We start from the raw sequence: 22,509 nt of genomic DNA on the forward strand, positions 1-22,509 counted from the left end.
GCAGCGTACAGCTTCTTCCCGTTATAACCCTTCCAAGCCTCTCTGGACTTTCTTTAAAAGGTTTTACATATGATTTTGTTTTTCTGATGCCATCGCGTCTTCTTCATTTGCATGCGGCAGGATAAGGTTTAGGATGACTCCGACAATTGCCGCAAGCGCCATGCCGGATATTTGGAACCCGCCTTTTGATACTTGAATAAAAGCCCCTCCGACGCCGATCACGAGGATGACGGATGTGATAATTAAATTTCGCTTGTTTTCATAATCAATGTTGTTGTCAATCAGCATTCTTAAACCGCTGGAGGCGATAATTCCGAAGAGCAGGAAGGAAACGCCTCCCATAACTGCGGACGGAACAGAGCTGATCAGCGCTGATACTTTTCCGATAAATCCGAAGCACAGCGCAATCACTCCCGCGCCGCCGATGACAAAGACGCTGAAAACTCTCGTAATTGCCAGTACACCGATGTTTTCGCCATATGTTGTCGTGGGCGGGCCGCCGATTAACGAAGCAATGATCGTCGCTACGCTGTCCCCCATTATGGAGCGGTGCAGTCCCGGCTTTTTAATGAAATCCTGTCCGACGACTTTACTCAGCACCATTTGGTGGCCGATATGTTCTGACATCGTCACGAAAGCGACCGGCACCATCGCAGCCGCAATGCCCAATGTCACTGACGGCGTATAGTCTTTGAAAGGGATGATAAATTCAGGAACGGCGAACCACTTTGCATCAATGACCGGCTGAAAATTGACGATGCCCTGTGTCAGCGCAAACAGATATCCGCCTATAATGCCGATCAATACCGGAATCAGGCTTAAAAATCCCCGTAAAAAGATGGCGCAGATAATGGTGATTGCCAAAGTGACGCCGGCTACACTGAAATGTTTCAAGCTGTAGACGAGTTCCTTCGCATTCGGATCAGCATACATTGCCATATTGACGGCTGTGCTTGCCAGTCCGAGGCCGATGACGATGATGACCGGCCCGACGACCACCGGGGGCAGCAGCTTCATCAGCCACCCCGTTCCAAGCTGCCTGATGAGAAGTGCGATCAGGCCGTACACAATTCCCGCCAGGAAAGCGCCGACCATGGCAGCCCCCGGCCCTCCCGTCGCCTTCACCAAGATAATCGGTGATATAAAGGCGAATGATGAGCCGAGATAAGCGGGAATCTGGCCTTTTGTCACCAAGAGATAGGCGAGTGTCCCGATTCCGCTCGTGACAAGCGCCACTGCCGGGCTCATTCCGACCAGTTTCGGCACGAGTATGGTTGAACCGAACATGGCGAATAAATGCTGCAGGCTGAATGACAGCCAGGACAATGGATTGGGGACGTCCCTGACTCCCAGGTTTACTTTTTTCTTACTCATGGCGTTTTCCTCCCGGTTGACTTTCAAATGGTATAAAAAAACCTCTTTGCTTTTTGCGCAAAGAGGCATACAAAACCCGGCCGCGTCGATCCGCCCGGCTCTGTGTTTTAAAATCCTCTTTGCAAACTCTCTGGAATGCATTTAAAAAGGGTGATTATTCATTTTCGTAAATGGCGACCATATCAGTCTGATCAACTTCGCTCAGCTGAACCATCACTTTTTCAGCTTTTGAGGTCGGAATGTTTTTCCCGATATAGTCCGCTCTGATCGGCAGCTCCCGGTGCCCTCTGTCGACAAGCACGGCAAGCTGTATCGATGACGGCCGCCCGACATCAACGAGGGCATCCATCGCAGCTCTCACCGTCCGGCCGGTATAAAGCACATCATCAACCACAATGACCTTTTGGTCTGTGATATCGGCCGGAATGTCCGCGCCTTTTACAAGCGGCTCTTCATTGCTCGTTTTTTTCGTGAGATCGTCACGGTAAAGGGTGATATCAATTTCCCCGACGGTGACCGGATTTCCTTCAATCTGTTCGATCCGCTCGGCCAGCCGCTTCGCTAAATAAATGCCTCTTGTTTTAATCCCTACAAGAATGCAGTCATTCATTCCTTTATTCCGTTCGATCATTTCATGGGCTATCCTTGTGAGCGCCCGCCTGATCGCCTGTTCGTCGAGAATAACAGCTTTTTGATTCACTCGTGACACCTCTCCATTCGTATATAAGAAGAAAAAACCCCTCCTGCCAGAGCATAGAGGGGTTCCTTTCCAGGACGAAGACACATGCGTATCTCTTCTGTCCTATCCGTTATCCTTCTCAGCCTCTCTGGACTGTGTTAAAGAATCTATTCAGCTTGTTTTTATTATTTCAGAAAAGAAAGTCGCTGTCAATGGCTATTTCTTAAATCTTCAATGAGTTTTTTCATATCTTCAGGAAGGGGCGCTTCAAACTCAATGTATTCGCCCGTCCGCGGATGATCAAAACCTAATATTCCGGCATGAAGCGCCTGACCATTGAAATCAATGGTTTTTCTCGGTCCGTATTTCGGATCGCCCGCCAAAGGAAACCCGATATATTTCATATGAACACGGATCTGATGCGTTCTTCCGGTCTCAAGCCGGCACTCTACGAGCGTGAAATCTTGAAAACGCTCAAGCACGTGGAAATGCGTGACGGCGTTTTTGCTGCTTTCTCTTGTTACGGTCATGCTTTGACGGTCTTTTTTATCTCTCCCGATCGGAGCGTCAATCGTTCCGTCATCATGTGAAATCACCCCGTGGACAACCGCTGTGTACTTTCTGGTCACGGTTTTATTGACGAGCTGATTAACGAGTGATTCATGCGCCATATCGTTTTTAGCGACCATTAACAGGCCGGAAGTATCTTTATCAATCCGGTGGACGATTCCCGGGCGCATGACGCCGTTAATGCCGGAAAGGTCGTTGCAGTGAGCCATCAGTCCGTTTACAAGCGTCCCTGTCACATGGCCGGGCGCCGGGTGTACAACCATGCCGCGCGGTTTGTTCACAACCAAGACATCCTGGTCTTCATAGTAAATGTCCAAATCCATCGGTTCTGCAAGCACGTCCAATTCTTCCGGTTCAGGAATGGTGACGTTAACCTGATCGCCGGGCTGCATTTTATAATTCGCTTTTACGGATTTGCCGTTAACGGATACCAGTCCCTCTTTTACCCATTGCTGCACTTGAGTGCGTGACCAGTTTTCTCCCGTTGAAGCCAAAAATTTATCAATCCGTTCGCTCTTTTGTTCAGGCTGAACGGTTATCTCAAATTGATTCATGTTATTGCTCCTTCTTTTTCCCGCTGTCAAACAGCATATGAATAAATAAAAGTATTACACCGACGCATAGTGAGGAGTCCGCGATATTAAAAATCGGATAGTGATAATCCACGATGATGACATGAATAAAATCCACCACTTCCTGGCGCGCCGCCCGGTCAATAAAGTTTCCGGCCGCACCGCCCAGCATTAAGCCGAGAGAAATTCCGAGTAACATCTGCCCTTTTGCATAACGCTGTATGTAATAAACGATTCCGATAATCACGGCGATGGTAATGACGTAGAAAAACCACATTTGGCCGGCTAAAATCCCCCACGCCGCTCCCGTGTTGCGATGAGATGTGATATAAAGCACCTGATCGATGACAGGTATGCTTTGTCCCAATTCCATATGGCTGACGACAAGCCATTTGGTCAATTGGTCGGCAATAATAATAAAAAGAGCGATAAGATAATAAAGCACACACGTTCCTCCAGTATACAGTTACTTTTATCCTTTATGAATTTTATCAGTAAAAGATGCCAGAGTAAAGGCAGATCATAAGCGCATGCAAACAGACGCTGTCACTCATACAGCGCCTGATCATATGCATAATCTCCGGGTTCCCAATATGGAAGGGTTTTCTTTTCAAATTGAGCGGGATAATAAAAATCATCAGCGGTTCTGGCCGTAGGCAACACCGCAAGTTTTTCAATCGGAATGGGGTCGCCTGTTTTTTCACAATAACCGTACGTATTGCTTTCAAACTTAGACAGGGCAAGAAGAACGTCCTGAAGTTCTTCTTTTATATGATAGATCAGAGTTGCTTCTTGGTCGTTCATTGAAGGTTCAACAGATGCTGACATTTGAAAGCAAGAATATTCGAATAGTCTTGATTGAAGTTCTTCTTTCATCATGAGAAGCTCCGTGTGGATTGCGGTCAGTTGATCATTCATTCATCACAACTCCTGCTCTTGATGTTATGGCTTTATTGTTGCCCCCAGAGCGCCATTTGAAGCCCATAAGATTTTTCCTGTCGTTCTAATCGATGACATTGCTGGCATGTAAAAAAGCGCCCGGCTGTCACCGGGCGCTTTCTCATTTATTATTTTTGATAATATTTTTCAACGATTTCCGCATTGCGCAGTGATAATGTCGGATATTTCGGATTGGCTCCGACATCTTTAGAAATTACGCGGGAACGTTCACACATCTGGCCTTCCGCTTTTTCTACGATCATTTTTCCTGTTGTGAAGCTTTGCGCGTTTTCCGGCGCTTCACTTTCGTCTTTTACTGTCAGTTCTGAAACGATAAACAGCTGCGCGATGTTTTCTTTAATGGATGACAAGAGGTCGCGGTTTTCTTTGTTCGGATACAAAGTCAGGCTCGCTTCCAATGATCTTCCGATAATTTTTTCGTTACGGGCTGTTTCCAAAGCTTTCAGTACGTCGTTTCGAAGCTCCATGAAGCGGTCGAACTTTTCTTCTGTCGCTTGACTGTCCGGAACAGCAATGGTTTCCGGCATATCTGTCAGCTGCACGCTTGCTTCTTCAACAAATGATAAGTGAGACCACATTTCATCCGCCGTGTGCGGGAGAATCGGCGCCGTCAGCTTCACTAACGCCAGCAGCGTTTCATAAAAGACGGTCTGCATGCTGCGGCGGTCCGGATGATCCGCATGCTCGATGTACACAACATCTTTTGCAAAATCAAGATAGAAAGAGCTGAGCTCGATCGTACAGAAATTGTGAATGCTGTGATAAACAACCGCAAATTCATATTCATCGTACGCTTTTTTCACCTTATCGATCAGCTTATTCAGCTTGATCAGCATATATTGATCCACTTCGCGGAGATCTTTTACATCCACGGCATTGACGCTTGGATTGAAATCGAACAGGTTGCCGTGAAGGAAGCGGAACGTGTTGCGGACTTTCCGGTATACTTCCGCGACCTGCTTCAGAATATCTTCAGAAACCGGGTGATCGGCCTGATAGTTTACGGAAGATACCCATAAACGCAGAATTTCAGCTCCAAGCTGTTTTGCGATTTTTGTCGGGTCAATCGTATTGCCGAGTGATTTACTCATTTTACGGCCGTTTGCATCAAGTGTAAATCCGTGGCTTAATACGCCTTTATACGGCGCTTTGCCGGTGACTGCAACAGCGGTGGAAAGAGATGAGTTAAACCAGCCGCGGTATTGGTCAGAGCCTTCAAGGTATAAATCAGCCGGACGGACAAGATCATCACGTTCTTCAAGAACAGCCTGATGGGAAGAACCTGAATCAAACCATACATCCATAATGTCTTGCTCTTTCGTGAAGATTCCATTCGGGCTTCCCGGATGTGTAAATCCTTCCGGCAGAAGGTCTTTTGCCTCTCTTTCAAACCAGACGTTTGAGCCGTGCTGTTTGAACAGCTCAGACACGTGTTCAATCGTTTCGTCAGTGATGACCGGCTCACCGTTTTCTGCATAAAATACCGGGATCGGAACGCCCCAGACGCGCTGTCTTGAGATACACCAGTCACCGCGGTCACGCACCATGTTGTAAAGGCGCTGTTCACCCCACTCCGGCACCCACTTCGTTTGTTTGATGGCATCAAGCAGATCGGATCTGAAATCTTTAATTGACGCAAACCATTGCGCCGTCGCTCTGAAGATGGTCGGTTTTTTCGTTCTCCAGTCATGCGGATAGGAGTGTGTAATAAACTCGAGTTTCAAGAGCGCGCCGTTTTCTTCAAGCTTCTCCGTGATCGGTTTATTGGCTTTATCGTAAAACATTCCTTCAAAGCCCGGCGCTTCGTCGGTCATGTTTCCTTTTTCATCAACAGGGCACAGTACTTCTAAGCCGTACTTTTGGCCGACGATAAAGTCATCTTCCCCGTGGCCCGGAGCAGTATGAACACAGCCTGTTCCGGCATCGGTTGTGACGTGGTCACCGAGCATGACGAGTGAATCTCTGCCGTACAGCGGATGTTCTGCAGTGATGTATTCTAATTCTCTGCCTTTATATGATGCGACAACTTCAGGATTTTCAAAGCCGCATGCCTCCGCTACGTTTTCGATCAGTTCAGCCGCCACTACATAACGCTTGTCTCCAACCTTGATGACATTGTACTCAAGATCAGGATGAACGGAAATTCCGAGGTTGGCAGGCATCGTCCACGGCGTCGTCGTCCAGATGATGAAGCTTTCTCCGTTTTCCAGAACGCCTTTACCGTCTTTCACCTTAAACGCAACATAAATAGACGCGGAACGTTTGTCCTGATATTCAATTTCCGCTTCCGCTAAGGCAGATTCACTTGAAGGCGACCAGTTGACCGGCTTCAGACCTTTATAAATATAGCCTCTTTTCGCCATCTCGCCGAAAACGCGGATCTGCTGCGCTTCAAATTCAGGCTGAAGCGTAACATACGGGTTTTCCCAATCGCCTCTGACGCCGAGACGCTTGAATTGTTCGCGCTGTCTTTCGATCTGCTGCCATGCATAATCTTCGCAAAGCTTGCGGAACTCAGCGACGGACATTTCTTTCCGGTTTACTTTTTTGTTTTTCGTCAGCGCCGTTTCAATCGGCAGTCCGTGCGTATCCCAGCCCGGCACGTACGGTGCGTTGTAGCCGCTCATTGATTTATAGCGGACGATGAAGTCTTTCAGGATTTTGTTCAGGGCATGGCCCATGTGGATGTCTCCGTTTGCATAAGGAGGTCCGTCATGCAGCACGAATTTCGGGCGGTCTTTCGTCCGTTCTTGAACAAGACGGTAAATGTCCTGCTCCTCCCAGTCTTTTTGCATGTCCGGCTCACGATTCGGCAGATTTCCGCGCATCGGAAAATCTGTTTTCGGCATTAACAGCGTATCTTTGTAATCCATTTTCATTCCTCCACAACATTTTTCAGAAAATAAAAAAAGCCCTCTCATCCCATAAGGGACGAGAAAGCTTATCTCGCGGTACCACCCTTTTAGAAAAAACGGATCATCCGTCTTTTCCTCTCGAACATCGTAACGTGATGGAACGTCCTATCCTACTCTCGGTTCAGAAAGGAAACTAAAGGGCTGATCTGCATGATTCCGGCCATCCCGGGCTTTCACCTTCCCCGGGTCGCTTTATAGCCTGTTTTGAGTCATGCCGGTCCCTTTCAATCGTCTTTTCATCTGAATTTATGAACGTATTATATTCGAACGGGCCGGAGAATGTCAAGAAAATCAGAAAATTATTCTTTTTCCTCAAATACCGCGTCGACTTCGTATTCCAGCAGATGATCCCAATCATCGTTCTTCAGCAGGTCGAGCTGCGCCTCAATCAGCATTTGGAAACGTGTTCTGAAGACTTTAGACTGTTTTTTCAGCTCTTCAATTTCCATTGCGATTTTTCTTGATTTGGAAAGCGACTCATTGATGATGCGATCGGCATTTTTTTCTGCTTCACGGACGATCAGCTTCGCTTCCTTCTGCGAGTTGCGCTTTACGTCTTCTGCGGCTTCCTGGGCTACGAGAATTGATTTATTCAGCGTTTCTTCGATATTGGCAAAGTGGCCGATTTTTTCGTCCAGCTCGTTCACTTTCGCCTCAAGCTCCGTTTTTTTACGGAGTGCGATTTCGTAATCTTTTCTGACCTGCATTAAAAATTCATTTACTTCATCTTCATCATATCCGCGAAAACCTTTTGTAAACGTTTTGTTATGGATATCATTCGGCGTTAATGGCATATTGCCACCTCCATTTTTACATTTCAGTACGGTTATCTAGTTCACATTATAAAACAAATACGGCACAGATGGAGAAAAAAACTGAAAAAACGACTCATTTTTGCCGTTCAAATGTAACTTTCCATTTGTCTTTTTTCGTTTTTCCGTCAACTTTTGCCAAACTGCATCGTCCGAAGCCGCGAATCGAGAGCATGTCCCCTTCAGCAACCTGATAAGACGGATCTTCAATGGCTTTCCAATTCACCTTAACGAGCCCGTTTTTCACAAGCGCCTGCGCTTTCTGACGGGATTGCCTGCTCATTGAAGCGCAGACGGCGTCCAGACGCAATGAAGAAACCGTGTCATCCCTTATTTCGACATCTGAAGCGGGAATGTGAAGAGCGGAAAGCTCGATTTTCTCAAGCTTTACCGGCGCTTTGCCCGCCTTGGTCAGCTGAGTGCTGACAAAATCGGCGATTTCACCGGAGACGATCAGCTGCACGGCTTCCTCTGAGAAAATCAGATCGCCGTATTTCTGCCGCTTTAAGCCGATCCCCATTAATGATCCGAGAAGAGAGCGGTGGTCAATGCTGACGAATTTTTCAGCGTATTGAACGTCAAAAGCCCGAAGCTCAAAATCATCCTGTTCAGGTTCCATATATTCAGGGTATAAAATCGCGCGTTTGCGCTCAGCCCTGTCATATCCTCCGAAAAACGCAAGACCGCAGGCGTCGCCGATAACGGCCTTTACAATGACCTGTTCTCTGGGATCTAAGAAATCAGTCAGCTTCATCCGATACTGGTCCAGGACAATCTGTTTCCATTCAAGCGCCTGATCAATAAAAGGCCGCTCGTCTTGTCTGAAGTGCTGGTAAATATCGCTCATGTTCTTTCCTTTCTATGTAAAGAGGCTTGGCTGGTGCCAAGCCCGTATCAAACTGTCGCATTCAAGTATACATTGCGATCATGCGGTATAGGCCCCAAAGTCCCGTCGTGGCAAACCGAAGCACGATAATCGCTACAATCGGGGATATATCCAGCATGGCAATGGGCGGAATGATCCTTCTGAACGGCTCTAAATACGGTTCGCAAATCGCTGCGAGAAACCGTCCGACCGCCGTTTCTCTCGTACTCGGCACCCATGACATAAAGATATAGATGATCAGGGCAAACGAGTAGATGTAAATTAAATAACTCAGAACGGAAAAAATTTGATAAAGAATCATCCTGCTTTACCACCTCTGATGTTCGTCTTCATTTATAAGCTCCGAAATCGTGCCGGAAACGTCGACATTATCAGGCGTGCACAGAAAAATATCTGAACCGATTCTCTGAATGTCGCCGCCGATGGCGTAGACGGTACCGCTTAAAAAGTCGACGATTCTTTTCGCCTGATCATGCTGGATGCGCTGCAGATTGACGACAACCGCCCGCCTGTTCTTTAAATGATCGGCGATTTCCTGCGCTTCCGCATATACACGCGGTTCACTCAAGACCACTTTAGAGGATTTCTGAACACTTTGCAAGCTTACTACGTTCTGCTTGCCCTGCGGCTTCTGAGCGTAAGCAGGCTGTTTATCTTTCTGCTGTTCATGCTCTTCCTGATGATCCTGCTCTGTTTCAATGTATTCGTACTCGTACTCCTCCTCATCCATTGAGAAAAAGTTTTTCAGTTTATTTTTCATGCTCATTTGTTTACACCCCCCGGTTCATTTCCGACTAATGAAGAGCCGATTCTGATAAAAGTTGCGCCCTCTTCAACAGCGATTTCATAATCATTTGACATGCCCATTGACAGTTCCCGGCACGGTGCGTTTGTCTGATTCAGTTTTTGCACCTGATCCCTCAGATCACGCAATTGCCGGAAGCAGGCTCTGATCGTTTCTGTATCGTCTGTCAGGGGAGCCATCGTCATCAGGCCCTCTACAGAAATGTTTCTAAACTCAGAAAGCTCTCTGATAAAGGGGATGACCTCCTCTGTTTTCAAACCGTGCTTAGACGGCTCAAGCGAAGTATTCACCTGCACAAAACAGCGAACCGTATGCTGCGCCCGTTTTTCAATCTCTTTTGCCAATGACAGTCTGTCTAAGGAATGAATATAAGATACACGGTCAACGACGGCCTTCACCTTTCTGGACTGAAGACTGCCGATAAAGTGCCACTCCGGGCTGCCTTTGATGACTTCCTGCTTATGGATAAGCTCGGCATCCCGGTTTTCTCCCAGACTTGTAATACCGGCATCAACGGCCTCTTGAGCCCTTTCGGCTGATACGTATTTTGTAACCGCGATGACGGTAACATCTTCGGGGCTTCGGCCCGATCTGTTACATGCTTCGTTTATTCTTTCGTTTATATGTCGTAATTGATCAGCAACACGCAAGATCTTACGCCTCCTTCATTCCGATAAAGGACATCATGCGTCCCGTTTTCCCTTTGTCGCGGCGGTGTGAAAAGAATAGTTCACGCTCTCGTTCAGTGCATAAACCGCTGACTGAAATGTTTTCTTCCGGAATGCCGCAATGTATCAGAAGAAGACGGTTGACCTCTTTTAAATCAAGCTGATACTGGCCTTTTTCCGTTTCGCATATGGCGGATTCAGCCGTAAAAGGCAGCGCCCGCACTTCATTGATGACGCGATCGTCGACTTTATAGCTTCCCGCGCTGATGGACGGACCGATGACAGCCTGAATATCTGTTAAACGGGAGCCTTCTTCGTTTACCCAGCGTTCCGTCATGATGCGTCCGATTTGTTTGACCGTCCCCTTCCATCCGGCATGGGCAGCACCGATAATGGATTTTACCGGGTCATAAAAATACAAGGGCACACAGTCCGCAAAACAAAGGGCCAAAAAAAGATTCGCATCTTTCGTGTAGAGCCCGTCCGTCCCGCGGAATGCGGAAGAATAGTCTCTCGCTCCTTTTCCTTTATCCCCGGCTGTCACGCGCCGGACGCGGTTTTCATGTGTCTGGTCGGCGAACACCCAGGAATCCAGATCAGTACCGCATAAGGACGCTATGACTTCACGGTTTGTCACAACATCATGAGCTTCGTCCCGGACGTGCAAACCGGTATTTAATGACTCATACGGAGGATTGCTGACCCCGCCGTTTTTCGTTGTGAATCCGGCGATGACCTTTGTGTTAAGCTGATTCACACAGTTCCAGTCTTCTATCATGAGTGCCGAGGGGGTGGTAAGACTAAACGGGTGATATGTATTCATGGAGATCCAACCTTTCGACAAACATTAAAAAAGCGTAATTTCCCAATCATTTTAACACAATTTTGAGCATACGTTTAGCGGCTGATTGAAAAATGAGATAAATAAATGTGCCGGAAACATTGAGATTTCCGGCATTTTACAAGTAAAGGGAGGATTACGCTCCCCCCTTTGGTTCGTTTACACGCACTAAGATGACATCTTCCCCAATTTTAACTATATTTCGCCAAGGAATGATCATTTCCTCTTCTTTTCCGAAAAAACCGAGAACTTTTCCGCTGCCGCCTAAAATAATCGCCTGAATTTTTCCCGTTGTCACGTTAATATCAATATCACCGATGCTTCCGAGTTTTTTTCCGTTCGACACGTTTACCACATCTTTTATTTGAAATTCAGATATGCTGATCATCCGTATCACGCCCTTTGCCCATTCTTTTTCCTATTATATGAACGGCCGGGCTGAACCTTGTCACATCGGGCAATCTTTTTTGCGGCTGCACCAGCCGAGGATAAATCTCAGCATGATTTTCGTATAGTCCATAAGCTCATCAACAGACACTTCCTCGTTTACGGAGTGGGCGTTTTTTAAATCGCCGGGACCGTATATGACGCTCGGAATCCCGGCATGATAAAGCCACCCTCCGTCAGTTACGGTTTGGGAAACATCAATGACGGGCTCCTGTTTTTTGACGGCTGAGTGTGATGCAGCCAAGACAGAAACTGCCGGATGGTCCGGGTCGATTTCCAGCGCCGGGAATACCTCTCCTCTGTCTTCAATCATCGAAGATCCGCCCCATTTGAACACCGGCCTGTTTTCTTTGAGCCACAGATCACTGTCAGCGACACGATTAATATAGTCTTCGATTTCTGCGGCTGCTTGTTCGTGCGTTTCGTTCGGATAAAAGTGGACGGTGATCCATAAACGGCATTCATCGGCGACAAACGCTGCGTGTCTTCCGCCTTCAATGACGGCGGGGTTGATCGTATTGGTGCCGGGCGCAAAGCCGGGATAGCTTTTCGTTACCGCCCAGTGGCGCTCCAGCTCTCCCAAGGCAGCGATGATTTTCGCCATTTTTTCAATGGCGCTCGCTCCGAATGTGCCTCCGCCCGCATGAATCATATTGCGCCTCATGCCGTCATGAAATGTTTGTTTGCTTTTCAATTCTATCCAGCCGGTGATGACTCCGCCCTGCCCTTGAATATGCAGGCTGCTCGTATCCGCGACAACCGCAAAATCCGCGTGATAGCCGCGTTTGCAGCATTCCAGCGTCCCCGCCTCACCGACTTCTTCTCCGATTACAGACTGTACAATGAGGTCGCCCGGAAGCTTAATGCCGGCATCATGAATCAGCTTCAGAGAGAAAAGAACACACGCCAACCCCCCTTTCATATCAGCGGCGCCCCTTCCGATCAGCATGCCGTCTTTTACGAGCGGCTGAAACGGGTCAGAGTGCCAGTCTTCGCCCCCGGCTTCTGCCACATCAATGTGTCCGTTTAAAATCAGGCTTTGATGCCTGCTTGAATCTGTCCCTTTTAAAACACCGACTACATTCGGGTCTTCCGGATACACATCCCACATATCGACCGAGCAGCCCGTTTCTTTTAAAAAGCCGGCCACCCACTTTTGGGCTTCTGCCGTATTTCTTGCTGGCGGAGCCGGAGTGGGAAAGGCTATCAGTCTTTCAGCAATATGTATGAAGTCGTGCCGCCGTTTCTCCGCCTGGTGTAACAGCATATCAATCTGATGCATTGGAAATCTCCCCTTTGGCTGTATCAAAAAACCCGTTCATTCATGAAATGAAACGGGTAAAAAACGGATCTTCCTCCGCTTTTTTCACCGCTTCCCTCCGCCGGCATGATCCGGATCAGGTCCGTTAAGGGTTGAGACAAACGTCTCTCTCAGCCGCATGGCAGCACCCCCAGGGTGAATTTATGTTATTTTACGGATGATGCCTCTTTTGCACGCGTTAAAAACGGACGGCCATTGTTCCACAAGACATTGACAGGCATATCGAAAAACGCTGTAAGCCGCTCGTCAGAAAGCATGTCCCTGATTTTCCCGGAGGCGAACACCTCGCCCTGTTTTAAAAGCAGCGCCTGATCAAACACCGGCAGAATTTCTTCAGCGTGATGGGTGACATAAAGGATGGACGGCGCATTTTCTTTTTCGGCGATCGACGTAATCGTGTCCAGCAGCTGCTCCCTTGCCATAAAATCAAGACCCGTCACGGGTTCGTCCAAAATCAGCAGTTCCGGATCAGCCATAAGCGCCCGCGCAATCAGCGCTCTTTGTCTTTCCCCTTGTGATAATGTTTCATACCGTCTGTCGGCGTAACCGATGGCGCCCAAATCCTTCAGAAGACCGATCGCTTTTTCCCTTACCTGCTCACTCGGAGTTTCGTACAGCCCGATTGAGGCGTACGCGCCGCTGAGGGCGATTTCAAAAGCGGAGTCCGCGGCATATAATTTGTGCTGAAGACCTGCCGAAACAAGACCGATTTTCCTTCTGAGCCTGTCACCGAGCTCTGTTTTGCCGAATTGATGGCCGAGCACCTGCATCTCTCCTGAAGTGGGGAAATAATAAGAGCATAACATATTCAGCAAAGCCGTTTTTCCGGCTCCGTTTAATCCGTACAGCACCCAATTTTCGTTTTTCTCGACGCGCCAGTTAATATCTTTCAAAATCCATTTCCCGTTTCTTTTTAATGACACACTGTCCAGCTGTAAAATCATTGCCGTTTCCCCCGTTTGCTTTGTTTAAATTTTCTAAAAACTTTTACACATTAGAATACATTACTTTTTTGCAAACGTAAACCATCGCATGAAAAAAGCCTTTAAACAAGGTTTAAAGGCTTTTTTCGTTATTGATGGATATTCTTATTCATTTGTTTAATGGCTGCCTTTTCAAGCCTTGAGACCTGAGCTTGGGATATGCCGATTTCTTCAGCGACTTCCATTTGGGTTTTCCCTTGGAAAAAGCGCTTTCGCAAAATCATTTTTTCCCGTTCGCTCAGTCTTCTCATGCCTTCTTTCAGAGCCAGCTCCTCAATCCATTGTGTATCCTTGTTGCGCTCATCGCTGATCTGGTCCATCACGTAAATCGGATCGCCGCCGTCATTATAAATCGGCTCAAACAGTGAAACCGGATCCTGGATGGCGTCAAGGGCAAACACAATTTCTTCATGGGGCACTTCAAGAACTTTGGCGATTTCCTCTGCTGTCGGCTCCCTGCTTGTCTCACTGATTAACCGCTCTCTTACTTGAAGCGCTTTATATGCGATATCGCGAAGCGACCTCGAGACGCGGATCGGATTGTTATCCCGCAAATATCTGCGGATTTCTCCGATGATCATCGGTACAGCGTATGTTGAAAACTTAACATTATGGCTTAGGTCAAAATTATCAATGGATTTCATTAGTCCGATGCAGCCGACCTGAAATAAGTCATCAACATACTCTCCTCTGTTGTTAAACCTCTGAATGACGCTTAAGACAAGGCGCAGATTGCCGTTTACAAGCTTTTCCCTCGCTGAATCATCGCCCTCATCCTGTAATTGCCTAAACAGCTTTCTCATCTCTTCATTCTTGAGCACCGGTAATTTGGAGGTGTCCACCCCGCAAATTTCGACTTTATTTCTTGACACGTTTTTCCCTCCCACTAGGAGCTGCTGTACAACGTTAAGTATCTCCTCGGGTGGGAAAAATATGCACCGTCATTTTACAGAAATAAACATCCGGCGGCGGCAATCCTTGCAGCAGTAAGGGCTGTAAGATGGAAAAAAATTTACACCATTTTGTTAAACTCTTTTCTCAGTCTTTTGATAATCCGCTTTTCGAGCCGGGAGATATAAGATTGTGAAATCCCCATCATGTCGGCTACATCTTTTTGTGTTTTTTCTTCTTCTCCGACAAGCCCGAAACGCAGTTCCATAATCTGCTTTTCTCTTTCGTTTAATTGCTCAAGCGCTTTTTTCAAAAGTTTTTTATCCACATTGGCTTCAATGTCTTTTGTAATAATATCATCATCTGTGCCGAGCACATCCGAAAGCAGCAGCTCGTTTCCGTCCCAATCAATATTCAGCGGTTCATCAAAGGACACCTCTGAACGGATTTTGTTGTTTCGGCGCAAGTACATTAAAATTTCGTTTTCGATACATCGCGACGCGTAGGTGGCGAGTTTGATTTTCTTTTCCGGATTAAAAGTGTTTACCGCTTTGATCAAACCGATGGTGCCGATGCTGATTAAGTCCTCGATATTGATGCCGGTATTTTCGAATTTGCGGGCAATGTAAACGACAAGACGTAAGTTTCTCTCAATCAGAATGGCCCGCGCCGCCTGATCCCCGCTCGGCAGCTTTAATAAGAGCACCTGCTCCTCTTCTTTAGACAAAGGCGGCGGCAGCGCCTCGCTTCCTCCTATGTAATACACTTCATCGCTTTTCAGTCCGAGTTTCATCAGCCATTTATACCACAAATATGTCAGACGCAGCTTAAGTTTTTTCATCTTCCTCCCCCTTCTAAATACAACGCGTTTTGAGTATGATGAATAACAGACTTTTCGTCAGGAAACATGTTTTACAGCCTTCCCTGTCAGCATCTTCGGATGAACGATTCCGTCAAATTCACCGTCCGCGGATAATGGTTTCGTGCTGATGCCGATCAGGCATTTTTCACAAGCGAGCATTTCGTCTTTTGTTAAAATCGTGACGTAATCCGGCTTTAAACAGAGTAAAAATTGATTGTCCTGGCCGACGCCCCTGTATGGAATCAGCCTCAGCTTATCCGCATGGCGGAACGAATCATCAAGCCGCTCTATCACTTCAAGCGGACTGGCGGATTTGATGAGGTCCGTTTCCTTTTCGCTGAGAATCGGAGCGAATCTGTCAATGTGAAGGATCATGACCGGCGTTTTCGTCAGCGGATCATACAGCTGATTCCCGGAATCCACCAATCCTTTCGCGCGGATTGTCTGTCCGCTGAATTCCGCCTGCACCATGACAAGTTCATCGTACTGAATGGACTTCGTCTCGATGTCTTCAATTCTCTTTTTCGAAAAAAACCATATGGCCGGAAATCCGATAACTACAAACATCCAGCTGATCGGGTCGCCGAATCCGGTCTGGCTTGTGACCATTACGCCTTGCTGCACAATTGATTCTGTCTGCAGCAGGGAATGTACGCCGATCATTCCTCCGCCGACGAGAAAAGTCGCGAAATAAAAGGCGAACAAATTTTGAAAAAAGTATCGGAACCGTTTAAAGCCAAAAGCCGCAAGCACGATGACTACTGAAAACGCCATTTTTCCCGCCGGATGCTCCACAAAGGGAGAAACAGGCGTAAACATCAGAAGCACAATGGCTGACCCGATAAAACCGCCGGCGGCCACTCTTCTTTTTTTCACCTGGCGTTTTAAAATAAAGGCGGTCAATAAAAGCAAAAGAGAATCAAAACAAAAGTTCAACAGCCAAATGACATCCAGATAGATTTTCACATCTGACCCCTTTCCTCTTTTGTCTTACTTATCTGTTTCTCTCTCTTGTTTCATAAGTATAAAGCAAGCTCTGTGGGAAAGTCTGTCAATTAATGTTGAGGGTAAAGTACAATTTTTAAGGGATAACCGTTTTATTTGTCGAGGGCCGAAAGGGTTGCTTTCCTATTGTCCGCTTCAACTAAAAAAGCGCTGCCGTGATCTGGCAGCGCTCTGTTTTTACTCATTGATATAAAGTTTTCCTTTAGCCGTCTGTCTCGTTTCATTTCCGTAGTCATCTCTAGCGATAACGTCAATTTTTGCTCCGCTTGCTTTGATGGAAGAAGTCGCCGTCCAGTAACTCTCATATCGTCCCGGAGAAATTTCTCTCAGCGGAAGCTCTGTTGCGTTTTGAGTCCCTGCCCGGGCGTTTGTCAGAGGCAGACGGATAACGAAGGAAGCGTCTAATTTCTTTCCGCTTGAAAAAGCGATTTTCACTGATTCTCCGGCTTTTAATCCCTTATCCGCTCCGGGAACCAATCCGGAAATGATGGGAGCATTGTAATTGACATCGATCACCATCTTTTTCGTTGTTTTGTTACCCGCTTCATCTGAGGCCGTGACCTTGATCTCATTGCTGCCGTTTTCCAGGAGGGTTCTCGCTTGATAAGAACCGTTATTTACTTCAGCTTTTTTTCCGTTCACCTTTACCCATTTTAAATGGGCGTCGTGCACTTTTCCTTTTACGGTCACTGTTTCTTTATTTGTTTTATCACCGTTTGCCGGACTGTCAATCGTCACATCCGGCTTATCCTCATCCAGTATGACCGTGACAGGGCGTGACTCATCGGTTGACCCGCTGTCTGTCACAGATGCTGCCGTCAGCCGATTGGCATCTTTAGTGAGTGTGACGCCGGCCTGGAAATTGCCGTCTGCATCTGCTTTCGTTTCTGCGGCGGTTTTACCGTTATTGGTAAGACGGACAGCGGTTTTTGGTGAAGCCGTTCCTTTCACCGTGATTGACTTCTTGTTTGTAAATGACCGGTCTTCAGGCGACGTTATGTCAGGCACAGAAGCTTCGTAGTCGACCAAAGCCCTGATCATAAAGTTTCCGTCTGATTTATCGGTTTTAGACCAGCGGCCGTCGAGGTATTGCCAGTTTCTGTTCGAGTACGGACTGCCGTCATCAGATGACAGGGCAGGTGTATAAGGATCGGGTTTCGTCTGGCGGAACACAAGATAAAAATCCTTTCCGACCGCGATTCCTTTTGAGCTGAGATCCACTTTGGTCCATTCTCCGTTTCGAAGCGCTTCAGCTTGGAACGGGCCGGCAATTTTGCTGCCCGGAGCGCCGTCAGGGCCGGATGCATCATATACTTCTGCTTGAAATTCGGTACCTCCCGGATCAGGCCAGTCTGCGCCCCAAAATTTAAAAAGGCCTCCCGTCAGCATACCGTGTTCTTTTCCGTCTTTAAGCGTCATCTTAACGGCAGATTTGCTGCCGGCTTTAAAATATGACAGCGCGGCTTCTTCTGTCCCGTTATCATAGGCAATTTCCCCTTCATAACCGATATACGGCTTAAGCTTGACGTTTTTTTCAGCATTCCCTTTGATGTCAACAGAAAATTCGCTATTGTAATAGCCTTTTGCCGCTACTTTGATTGTGTAGGAGCCTTCGTACGCCTTAAGCGAATATTCCCCTTTATCGTTTGTCACCGCCGGTTCAATTGCGGCATCCTCGGCCACATAAAGCGCAGCCCCTTTTACCGGTTTGCCTGTTGACTGATTGGTGATGGTTCCTTTTAGCGTGCCGGACGGCATTTGCTCCAGTGTAAAGTCTGCCTGTGCGGTTTTGTCTGATTGAATAGAAACTTGTTTCGAAGCGGACTTAAATCCGTAAGCCTCTGCTTTCAGCGTATAGCTTCCCGCCTTATGCGACAGGCTGTAGCTTCCGCTTGCAGGGTCGGAATACACGGATTTCCCCGTCTCGGTGACACTGATTTGCGCTCTGAGAGGCAGGAGGTTTGTTTCACGTTTTACTCTTTTTCCGGGTGATTTCACTGCCGGTTTGGCCTGTTTCGGACTGACGGCTTTTTTCTTCAGGTGGCCGGGAGGTGTTTGTCTATTATGTTTGCTTTTTTTAGCCGCCTTGCCGAGAGAGCTGCTTGAAAGCCGGACATCATCGATATACCATCCGTCTTCATTCAGTACTTCGTCTGACTGCATATTAAACATGAGCTTTATGTTTTGGCCTTTATACGCAGATAAATCTGCCTCTTCATCGTTCCATCCTGCGGAGTCACCATTGTAAACGGCCGCCTGCTCCCAATTTGATTTTCCTTCCGGAAGAACGAACACATACCCGTAATCAAAAAATTCTTCGAGCTTGTGCCAGCTTTTAAATTGCAAAAACAGCCGTCCTGTATCCGGAACTTGAATCGGAGGCATCACCAAATTCATGGTGGCTGAATCTGCATAAGGGCCGGACAGATTCGTCGCATACACTTTATCTCCGGAAAATGCGGCGCCGGGCCCTGAACTCGGATTCCCCCATTCCCATTGGTCATGTGTCCCGTAACTGGACCAGCCCGCCGGCTGTGATTCAAAATCCTCTTTGTATCCCGCTGTAATGCTCGGTTTCACGTCAGCCCGGTACGTATCAGATTCTACAGAGTGACCTCCGAAATCTTTTATGGTCCATTTATAACTTATCTTGCTTCCCGTTACATCCGGAATTTCCGCCTGGTATGTTCCCTTTTTTTCATCACCGCTTTTTTGAACGGCGGCTGTCGTTTTCCACTCTCCTTCATCAAACTGATAGGAAAGGATGACTTCAGTTACGCTTACATCGTCTTCTGCTGTAACCGTCAACGGAAGGTTTGCCCCTTTGTAAGCCGCTGAGACCGGTTCATGATGAAAGCTGGGCGGATTGTGATCTTCGCCCGCAGAAGAGACCTTGCCTTCTACGCTCCCGATTCCGTCCGTTACGGCAGAAACGGCATCAAAAGCGTTAACGAGACCGTGGCCGTAACCGTTATTCGGTGATTCCGGAAAAACGGAATCTGTCAGCTTTTCCGCGGTGCGCGTCAAAACGTCTTCCATTTCATCGACCGTAATAGAGGCGTTCGCCTGCCTTAACAAAGCCGCCGTCGCTGCCACATGCGGCCCGGCCATTGAAGTTCCGTCCCAGCCGCCTTCGTATGTTCCTCCAGGAATCGAAGAACGGATATTCACTCCCGGAGCCGAAATGTCCGGTTTTGTTTCATGATACGGTGAGGGGCCTTGAAGTGAGAAATCAGCGAGTTTCTTGTCGATGTCAGTCGCACCTGTCGCAAATGCTTCAGGATAATTGGCCGGATTTGCGATTGAACCCGGTCCTCCCGGTGTAAATAAGTCTTCATTTCCCGCAGAGAATTCCGGAAAAATCCCTGCCGCTCTCCACGCATTCACCATATCGCGGTACCACTCGTCCATTCCCGAACCGCCTGCCCAGGAATTATTAACAACATCCGGCGCCATCTCGGGATGCGGCGTGCCGTTTTTATCTTTAGGCGCGAGCACCCATTCACCGGCATCCAAAATATCGGCATCGGTTCCTCCGTCATCTGAAAATGCTTTTACTGCGATCCATTTCGCCCCCGGAGCCACACCGATTTGATTTGAGCCGTCAGGTTCTGAACCCGTCATGGTCCCTGTTACATGAGTGCCGTGTTCAAGATCATCGTAGGGAGCGTCTTTATGGGACACGGCATCATACCAGTTCATTTCATGAATCGGCGCTGCGGGATTTTCAGGATCGTAACCCCGGTATTTTTCCTTAAGCGCCGGATGATCCCACTGAACTCCCGTATCAATGGAGGCGACAACCGTGCCGGTTCCGTCGTATCCTGAGGCCCAGGCCTGCGGCGCATCAATTTGGCTGATATTCCATTCGATGCCTTCCTTTGCTTTGATCTCTTTTTGTTTTTTCTTCATTTGAAAAGGAGCTTTTGATTGTCGTTGAGTAAGCTGACGTTTTTCATTCGGAAGAACTTTTTCTACTTCAGGAAATGAGGCGGCTTTTTCCATTACCTCTTTCGAAGCAGTGACTGCCATTCCGTTGACAATATAATAGGAATGGATGTGATCAGCCTTGCCTTTCTTTTTTTGTTTTTCCAAATATGTTTTCAGATTCTGCTGCGCTTCATGAGCCGCCAGTTTTAAAGAAGAAACGACGGCTGACCGCTTTTGATATTCGGTTTTTGCTGCGGAAAGCGATTGAGACTTGGCGTTTTTTTCTGCTTCTTTGACCGCTTTTTTCGTATTGGCTTTTTCTTTAAATTTGATAAGAAACGTGACTTTATCATTTTTTTCAAAACGCTTCTTGACTGAATCGGAAATCTTATGCTGAATGCTCTTAGAGGAAGAAAGATCTTTGGTGAAAGAAACTGCTCCCGGTGTGCTGTTCGCTCCGGCTGCACCCGGAAACAGCAGTGAACTGACGACAATCGCGCTTAAAACGGAGCCTGTCCATCTGTTTCTCGTTTTTTTCTTCAATCGTATCCCCCCTTATTTGGTAACGCCCTATAAAATGTGTATCCCTCCTTCATAATTGGAATCGTTTGTCATTTTCGATGCTGTACGTTAAATGTAGACAATCTTCCATCCAGATATTGTCACATTCTGTAGAAAACCGTATGAAACTAAAAAACAATCAATTCGTCATAGGTATAAAGTTGCTTTTTTCACTGTATAGATTACGGGGATAGGAAGGAAGACTGTGCACAAAAGAAAAAGGACAAAACCATGTGGTCTTGTCCTTTTTTACATCAGCCGCGTTTGTTGCGGTTTCTTAAAAATGTAGGAATGTCGAGGGCATCATCCGCCGGCTGTGATGTATGGCGGTTCACCGTGTTTTGATGCTGTGTTTCTTCTCGTTTCGGCTCACGTTTCGCAGCGTTTTGGCCTTGAGATTTCAATCCTTGGTTTAAAGTCGGACGCTGCGGTTTTGAGTCATCTTTTTCCTGTTCGATAAAACCGGTCGCAATAACGGTGACGACGATTTCATCTTTCAGATTTTCATTGATAACTGAACCGAAAATCATGTTGACATCAGGGTCAGATGCAGAAGCGACGATGTCGGCTGCTTCCTGCACTTCGTAGAGGCTCAGGTTTGTACCTCCCGTAATGTTCATCAAAACACCTTGCGCTCCGTCGATTGCCGCTTCCAGTAACGGACTGGAGATCGCCTTTTTGGCGGCTTCAGCAGCACGGCTTTCGCCCGTAGCGATCCCGATACCCATCAATGCTGAACCTTTGTTGGACATGATGGTTTTGACATCGGCAAAGTCCAAGTTGATTAAACCAGGCGTCGCGATGAGGTCAGAGATACCTTGCACCCCTTGGCGAAGCACGTTATCAGCTTCACGGAATGCTTCAAGCATCGGTGTGTTTTTATCGACAATTTCAAGAATGCGGTCATTCGGAATAACGATCAGTGTGTCAACGGCTTCTTTCATTGCCGTGATACCGCCTGCAGCCTGCAGCTGGCGTTTTCTTCCTTCAAATGTAAACGGTCTTGTTACGACACCGACAGTCAAAGCGCCTAAGTCCTTTGCGATTTGCGCGATAACCGGTGCGGCTCCCGTTCCGGTACCGCCTCCCATTCCGGCTGTAACGAACACCATGTCAGCGCCTTTCAGCGCTTCTTCGATTTGTTCCTTACTTTCTTCAGCGGCTTTTTTGCCGACTTCCGGATTCGCTCCCGCTCCGAGACCGCGGGTCAGCTTTTCCCCGATCTGCATTTTCACTTCCGCTTTTGACAGGTTAAGAGCTTGCGCGTCCGTGTTCACCGCAATGTACTCTACACCCTGCACTTCATTTTCAATCATTCGGTTGACCGCGTTATTACCGCCGCCTCCTACTCCGATTACTTTAATTGATGCTAAGCCGTCTATGTTTGTTTCGAAATCCAACATGCTAAATCCTCCTAATCTGCCGAA

The 22,509-nt window shown here is 47.4% G+C and carries 20 protein-coding genes and 1 riboswitch; all 20 genes read right to left on the bottom strand.

What is annotated here, in order from left to right; all coding sequences use genetic code 11:
- Positions 1-63 precede the first annotated feature (63 nt).
- The 20 genes from pyrP to ftsZ all read right to left on the bottom strand — a co-directional run bounded on the left by pyrP (position 64) and on the right by ftsZ (position 22,485).
- Positions 64-1,374, bottom strand: coding sequence for a uracil permease PyrP (gene pyrP / locus OQ477_RS07485; RefSeq protein WP_025284702.1), 1,311 nt, complete (start codon positions 1,372-1,374; stop codon positions 64-66).
- A gap of 154 nt (positions 1,375-1,528) precedes the next feature.
- Positions 1,529-2,074 (bottom strand): bifunctional pyrimidine operon transcriptional regulator/uracil phosphoribosyltransferase, encoded by a 546-nt coding sequence (gene pyrR, locus OQ477_RS07490; RefSeq protein WP_003154392.1) that lies wholly within the window; start codon positions 2,072-2,074, stop codon positions 1,529-1,531.
- A 188-nt stretch (positions 2,075-2,262) separates the two neighbouring features.
- Positions 2,263-3,177 (bottom strand): RluA family pseudouridine synthase, encoded by a 915-nt coding sequence (locus OQ477_RS07495; protein ID WP_007611300.1) that lies wholly within the window; start codon positions 3,175-3,177, stop codon positions 2,263-2,265.
- 1 nt (position 3,178) lies between these two features.
- Positions 3,179-3,640 (bottom strand): signal peptidase II, encoded by a 462-nt coding sequence (gene lspA / locus OQ477_RS07500; protein ID WP_003154398.1) that lies wholly within the window; start codon positions 3,638-3,640, stop codon positions 3,179-3,181.
- 101 nt (positions 3,641-3,741) lie between these two features.
- Positions 3,742-4,113 carry a TraR/DksA family transcriptional regulator gene (locus tag OQ477_RS07505; protein WP_265971984.1) on the bottom strand — a complete coding sequence of 124 codons (372 nt, stop codon included), beginning with the start codon at positions 4,111-4,113 and terminating at the stop codon, positions 3,742-3,744.
- Between the two features lie 149 nt (positions 4,114-4,262).
- A complete protein-coding gene (gene ileS / locus OQ477_RS07510) occupies positions 4,263-7,028 on the bottom strand; it encodes an isoleucine--tRNA ligase (RefSeq protein ID WP_265971985.1) in 2,766 nt (921 codons plus the stop codon).
- A gap of 341 nt (positions 7,029-7,369) precedes the next feature.
- Positions 7,370-7,864, bottom strand: coding sequence for a septum site-determining protein DivIVA (gene divIVA, locus OQ477_RS07515; protein WP_003154406.1), 495 nt, complete (start codon positions 7,862-7,864; stop codon positions 7,370-7,372).
- A 94-nt stretch (positions 7,865-7,958) separates the two neighbouring features.
- A complete protein-coding gene (locus OQ477_RS07520; protein WP_007409722.1) occupies positions 7,959-8,729 on the bottom strand; it encodes an RNA-binding protein in 771 nt (256 codons plus the stop codon).
- 61 nt (positions 8,730-8,790) lie between these two features.
- Positions 8,791-9,069, bottom strand: coding sequence for a YggT family protein (locus OQ477_RS07525; RefSeq protein WP_003154408.1), 279 nt, complete (start codon positions 9,067-9,069; stop codon positions 8,791-8,793).
- 6 nt (positions 9,070-9,075) lie between these two features.
- Complete coding sequence (gene sepF, locus OQ477_RS07530) at positions 9,076-9,534, bottom strand: cell division protein SepF (protein ID WP_003154410.1); 459 nt, start codon at positions 9,532-9,534, stop codon at positions 9,076-9,078.
- Positions 9,531-10,223 (bottom strand): YggS family pyridoxal phosphate-dependent enzyme, encoded by a 693-nt coding sequence (locus OQ477_RS07535; protein ID WP_014417725.1) that lies wholly within the window; start codon positions 10,221-10,223, stop codon positions 9,531-9,533. Before OQ477_RS07535 ends, sepF begins: the two co-directional genes overlap by 4 nt.
- Positions 10,224-10,227: 4 nt before the next feature.
- The gene (gene pgeF, locus OQ477_RS07540) at positions 10,228-11,064 is read right to left on the bottom strand and encodes a peptidoglycan editing factor PgeF (RefSeq protein ID WP_029325899.1); all 837 of its coding nucleotides are present in this window, start codon (positions 11,062-11,064) and stop codon (positions 10,228-10,230) included.
- Positions 11,065-11,218: 154 nt separating this feature from the next.
- Complete coding sequence (locus OQ477_RS07545; protein WP_003154415.1) at positions 11,219-11,470, bottom strand: YlmC/YmxH family sporulation protein; 252 nt, start codon at positions 11,468-11,470, stop codon at positions 11,219-11,221.
- A 60-nt stretch (positions 11,471-11,530) separates the two neighbouring features.
- Positions 11,531-12,811 (bottom strand): acetylornithine deacetylase, encoded by a 1,281-nt coding sequence (locus OQ477_RS07550; RefSeq protein WP_174737334.1) that lies wholly within the window; start codon positions 12,809-12,811, stop codon positions 11,531-11,533.
- A 75-nt stretch (positions 12,812-12,886) separates the two neighbouring features.
- Positions 12,887-12,992: riboswitch (TPP riboswitch) on the bottom strand.
- A gap of 4 nt (positions 12,993-12,996) precedes the next feature.
- Complete coding sequence (locus OQ477_RS07555; RefSeq protein WP_007611292.1) at positions 12,997-13,794, bottom strand: ABC transporter ATP-binding protein; 798 nt, start codon at positions 13,792-13,794, stop codon at positions 12,997-12,999.
- 128 nt (positions 13,795-13,922) lie between these two features.
- Positions 13,923-14,705: an RNA polymerase sporulation sigma factor SigG gene (gene sigG / locus OQ477_RS07560; protein ID WP_265971986.1), complete on the bottom strand. Its 783-nt coding sequence runs from the start codon at positions 14,703-14,705 to the stop codon at positions 13,923-13,925.
- A gap of 140 nt (positions 14,706-14,845) precedes the next feature.
- Positions 14,846-15,565 (bottom strand): RNA polymerase sporulation sigma factor SigE, encoded by a 720-nt coding sequence (gene sigE / locus OQ477_RS07565; protein ID WP_007409714.1) that lies wholly within the window; start codon positions 15,563-15,565, stop codon positions 14,846-14,848.
- 57 nt (positions 15,566-15,622) lie between these two features.
- Complete coding sequence (spoIIGA, locus tag OQ477_RS07570; RefSeq protein ID WP_265971987.1) at positions 15,623-16,552, bottom strand: sigma-E processing peptidase SpoIIGA; 930 nt, start codon at positions 16,550-16,552, stop codon at positions 15,623-15,625.
- Positions 16,553-16,768: 216 nt separating this feature from the next.
- Positions 16,769-21,064, bottom strand: coding sequence for a S8 family peptidase (locus OQ477_RS07575; RefSeq protein ID WP_265971988.1), 4,296 nt, complete (start codon positions 21,062-21,064; stop codon positions 16,769-16,771).
- Positions 21,065-21,336: 272 nt separating this feature from the next.
- The gene (gene ftsZ / locus OQ477_RS07580) at positions 21,337-22,485 is read right to left on the bottom strand and encodes a cell division protein FtsZ (RefSeq protein ID WP_044801395.1); all 1,149 of its coding nucleotides are present in this window, start codon (positions 22,483-22,485) and stop codon (positions 21,337-21,339) included.
- Positions 22,486-22,509 lie beyond the last annotated feature (24 nt).

Origin of the sequence: Bacillus sp. ChL18 (assembly GCF_026241425.1) — a bacterium.
GTDB classification, from domain to species: domain Bacteria; phylum Bacillota; class Bacilli; order Bacillales; family Bacillaceae; genus Bacillus; species Bacillus velezensis.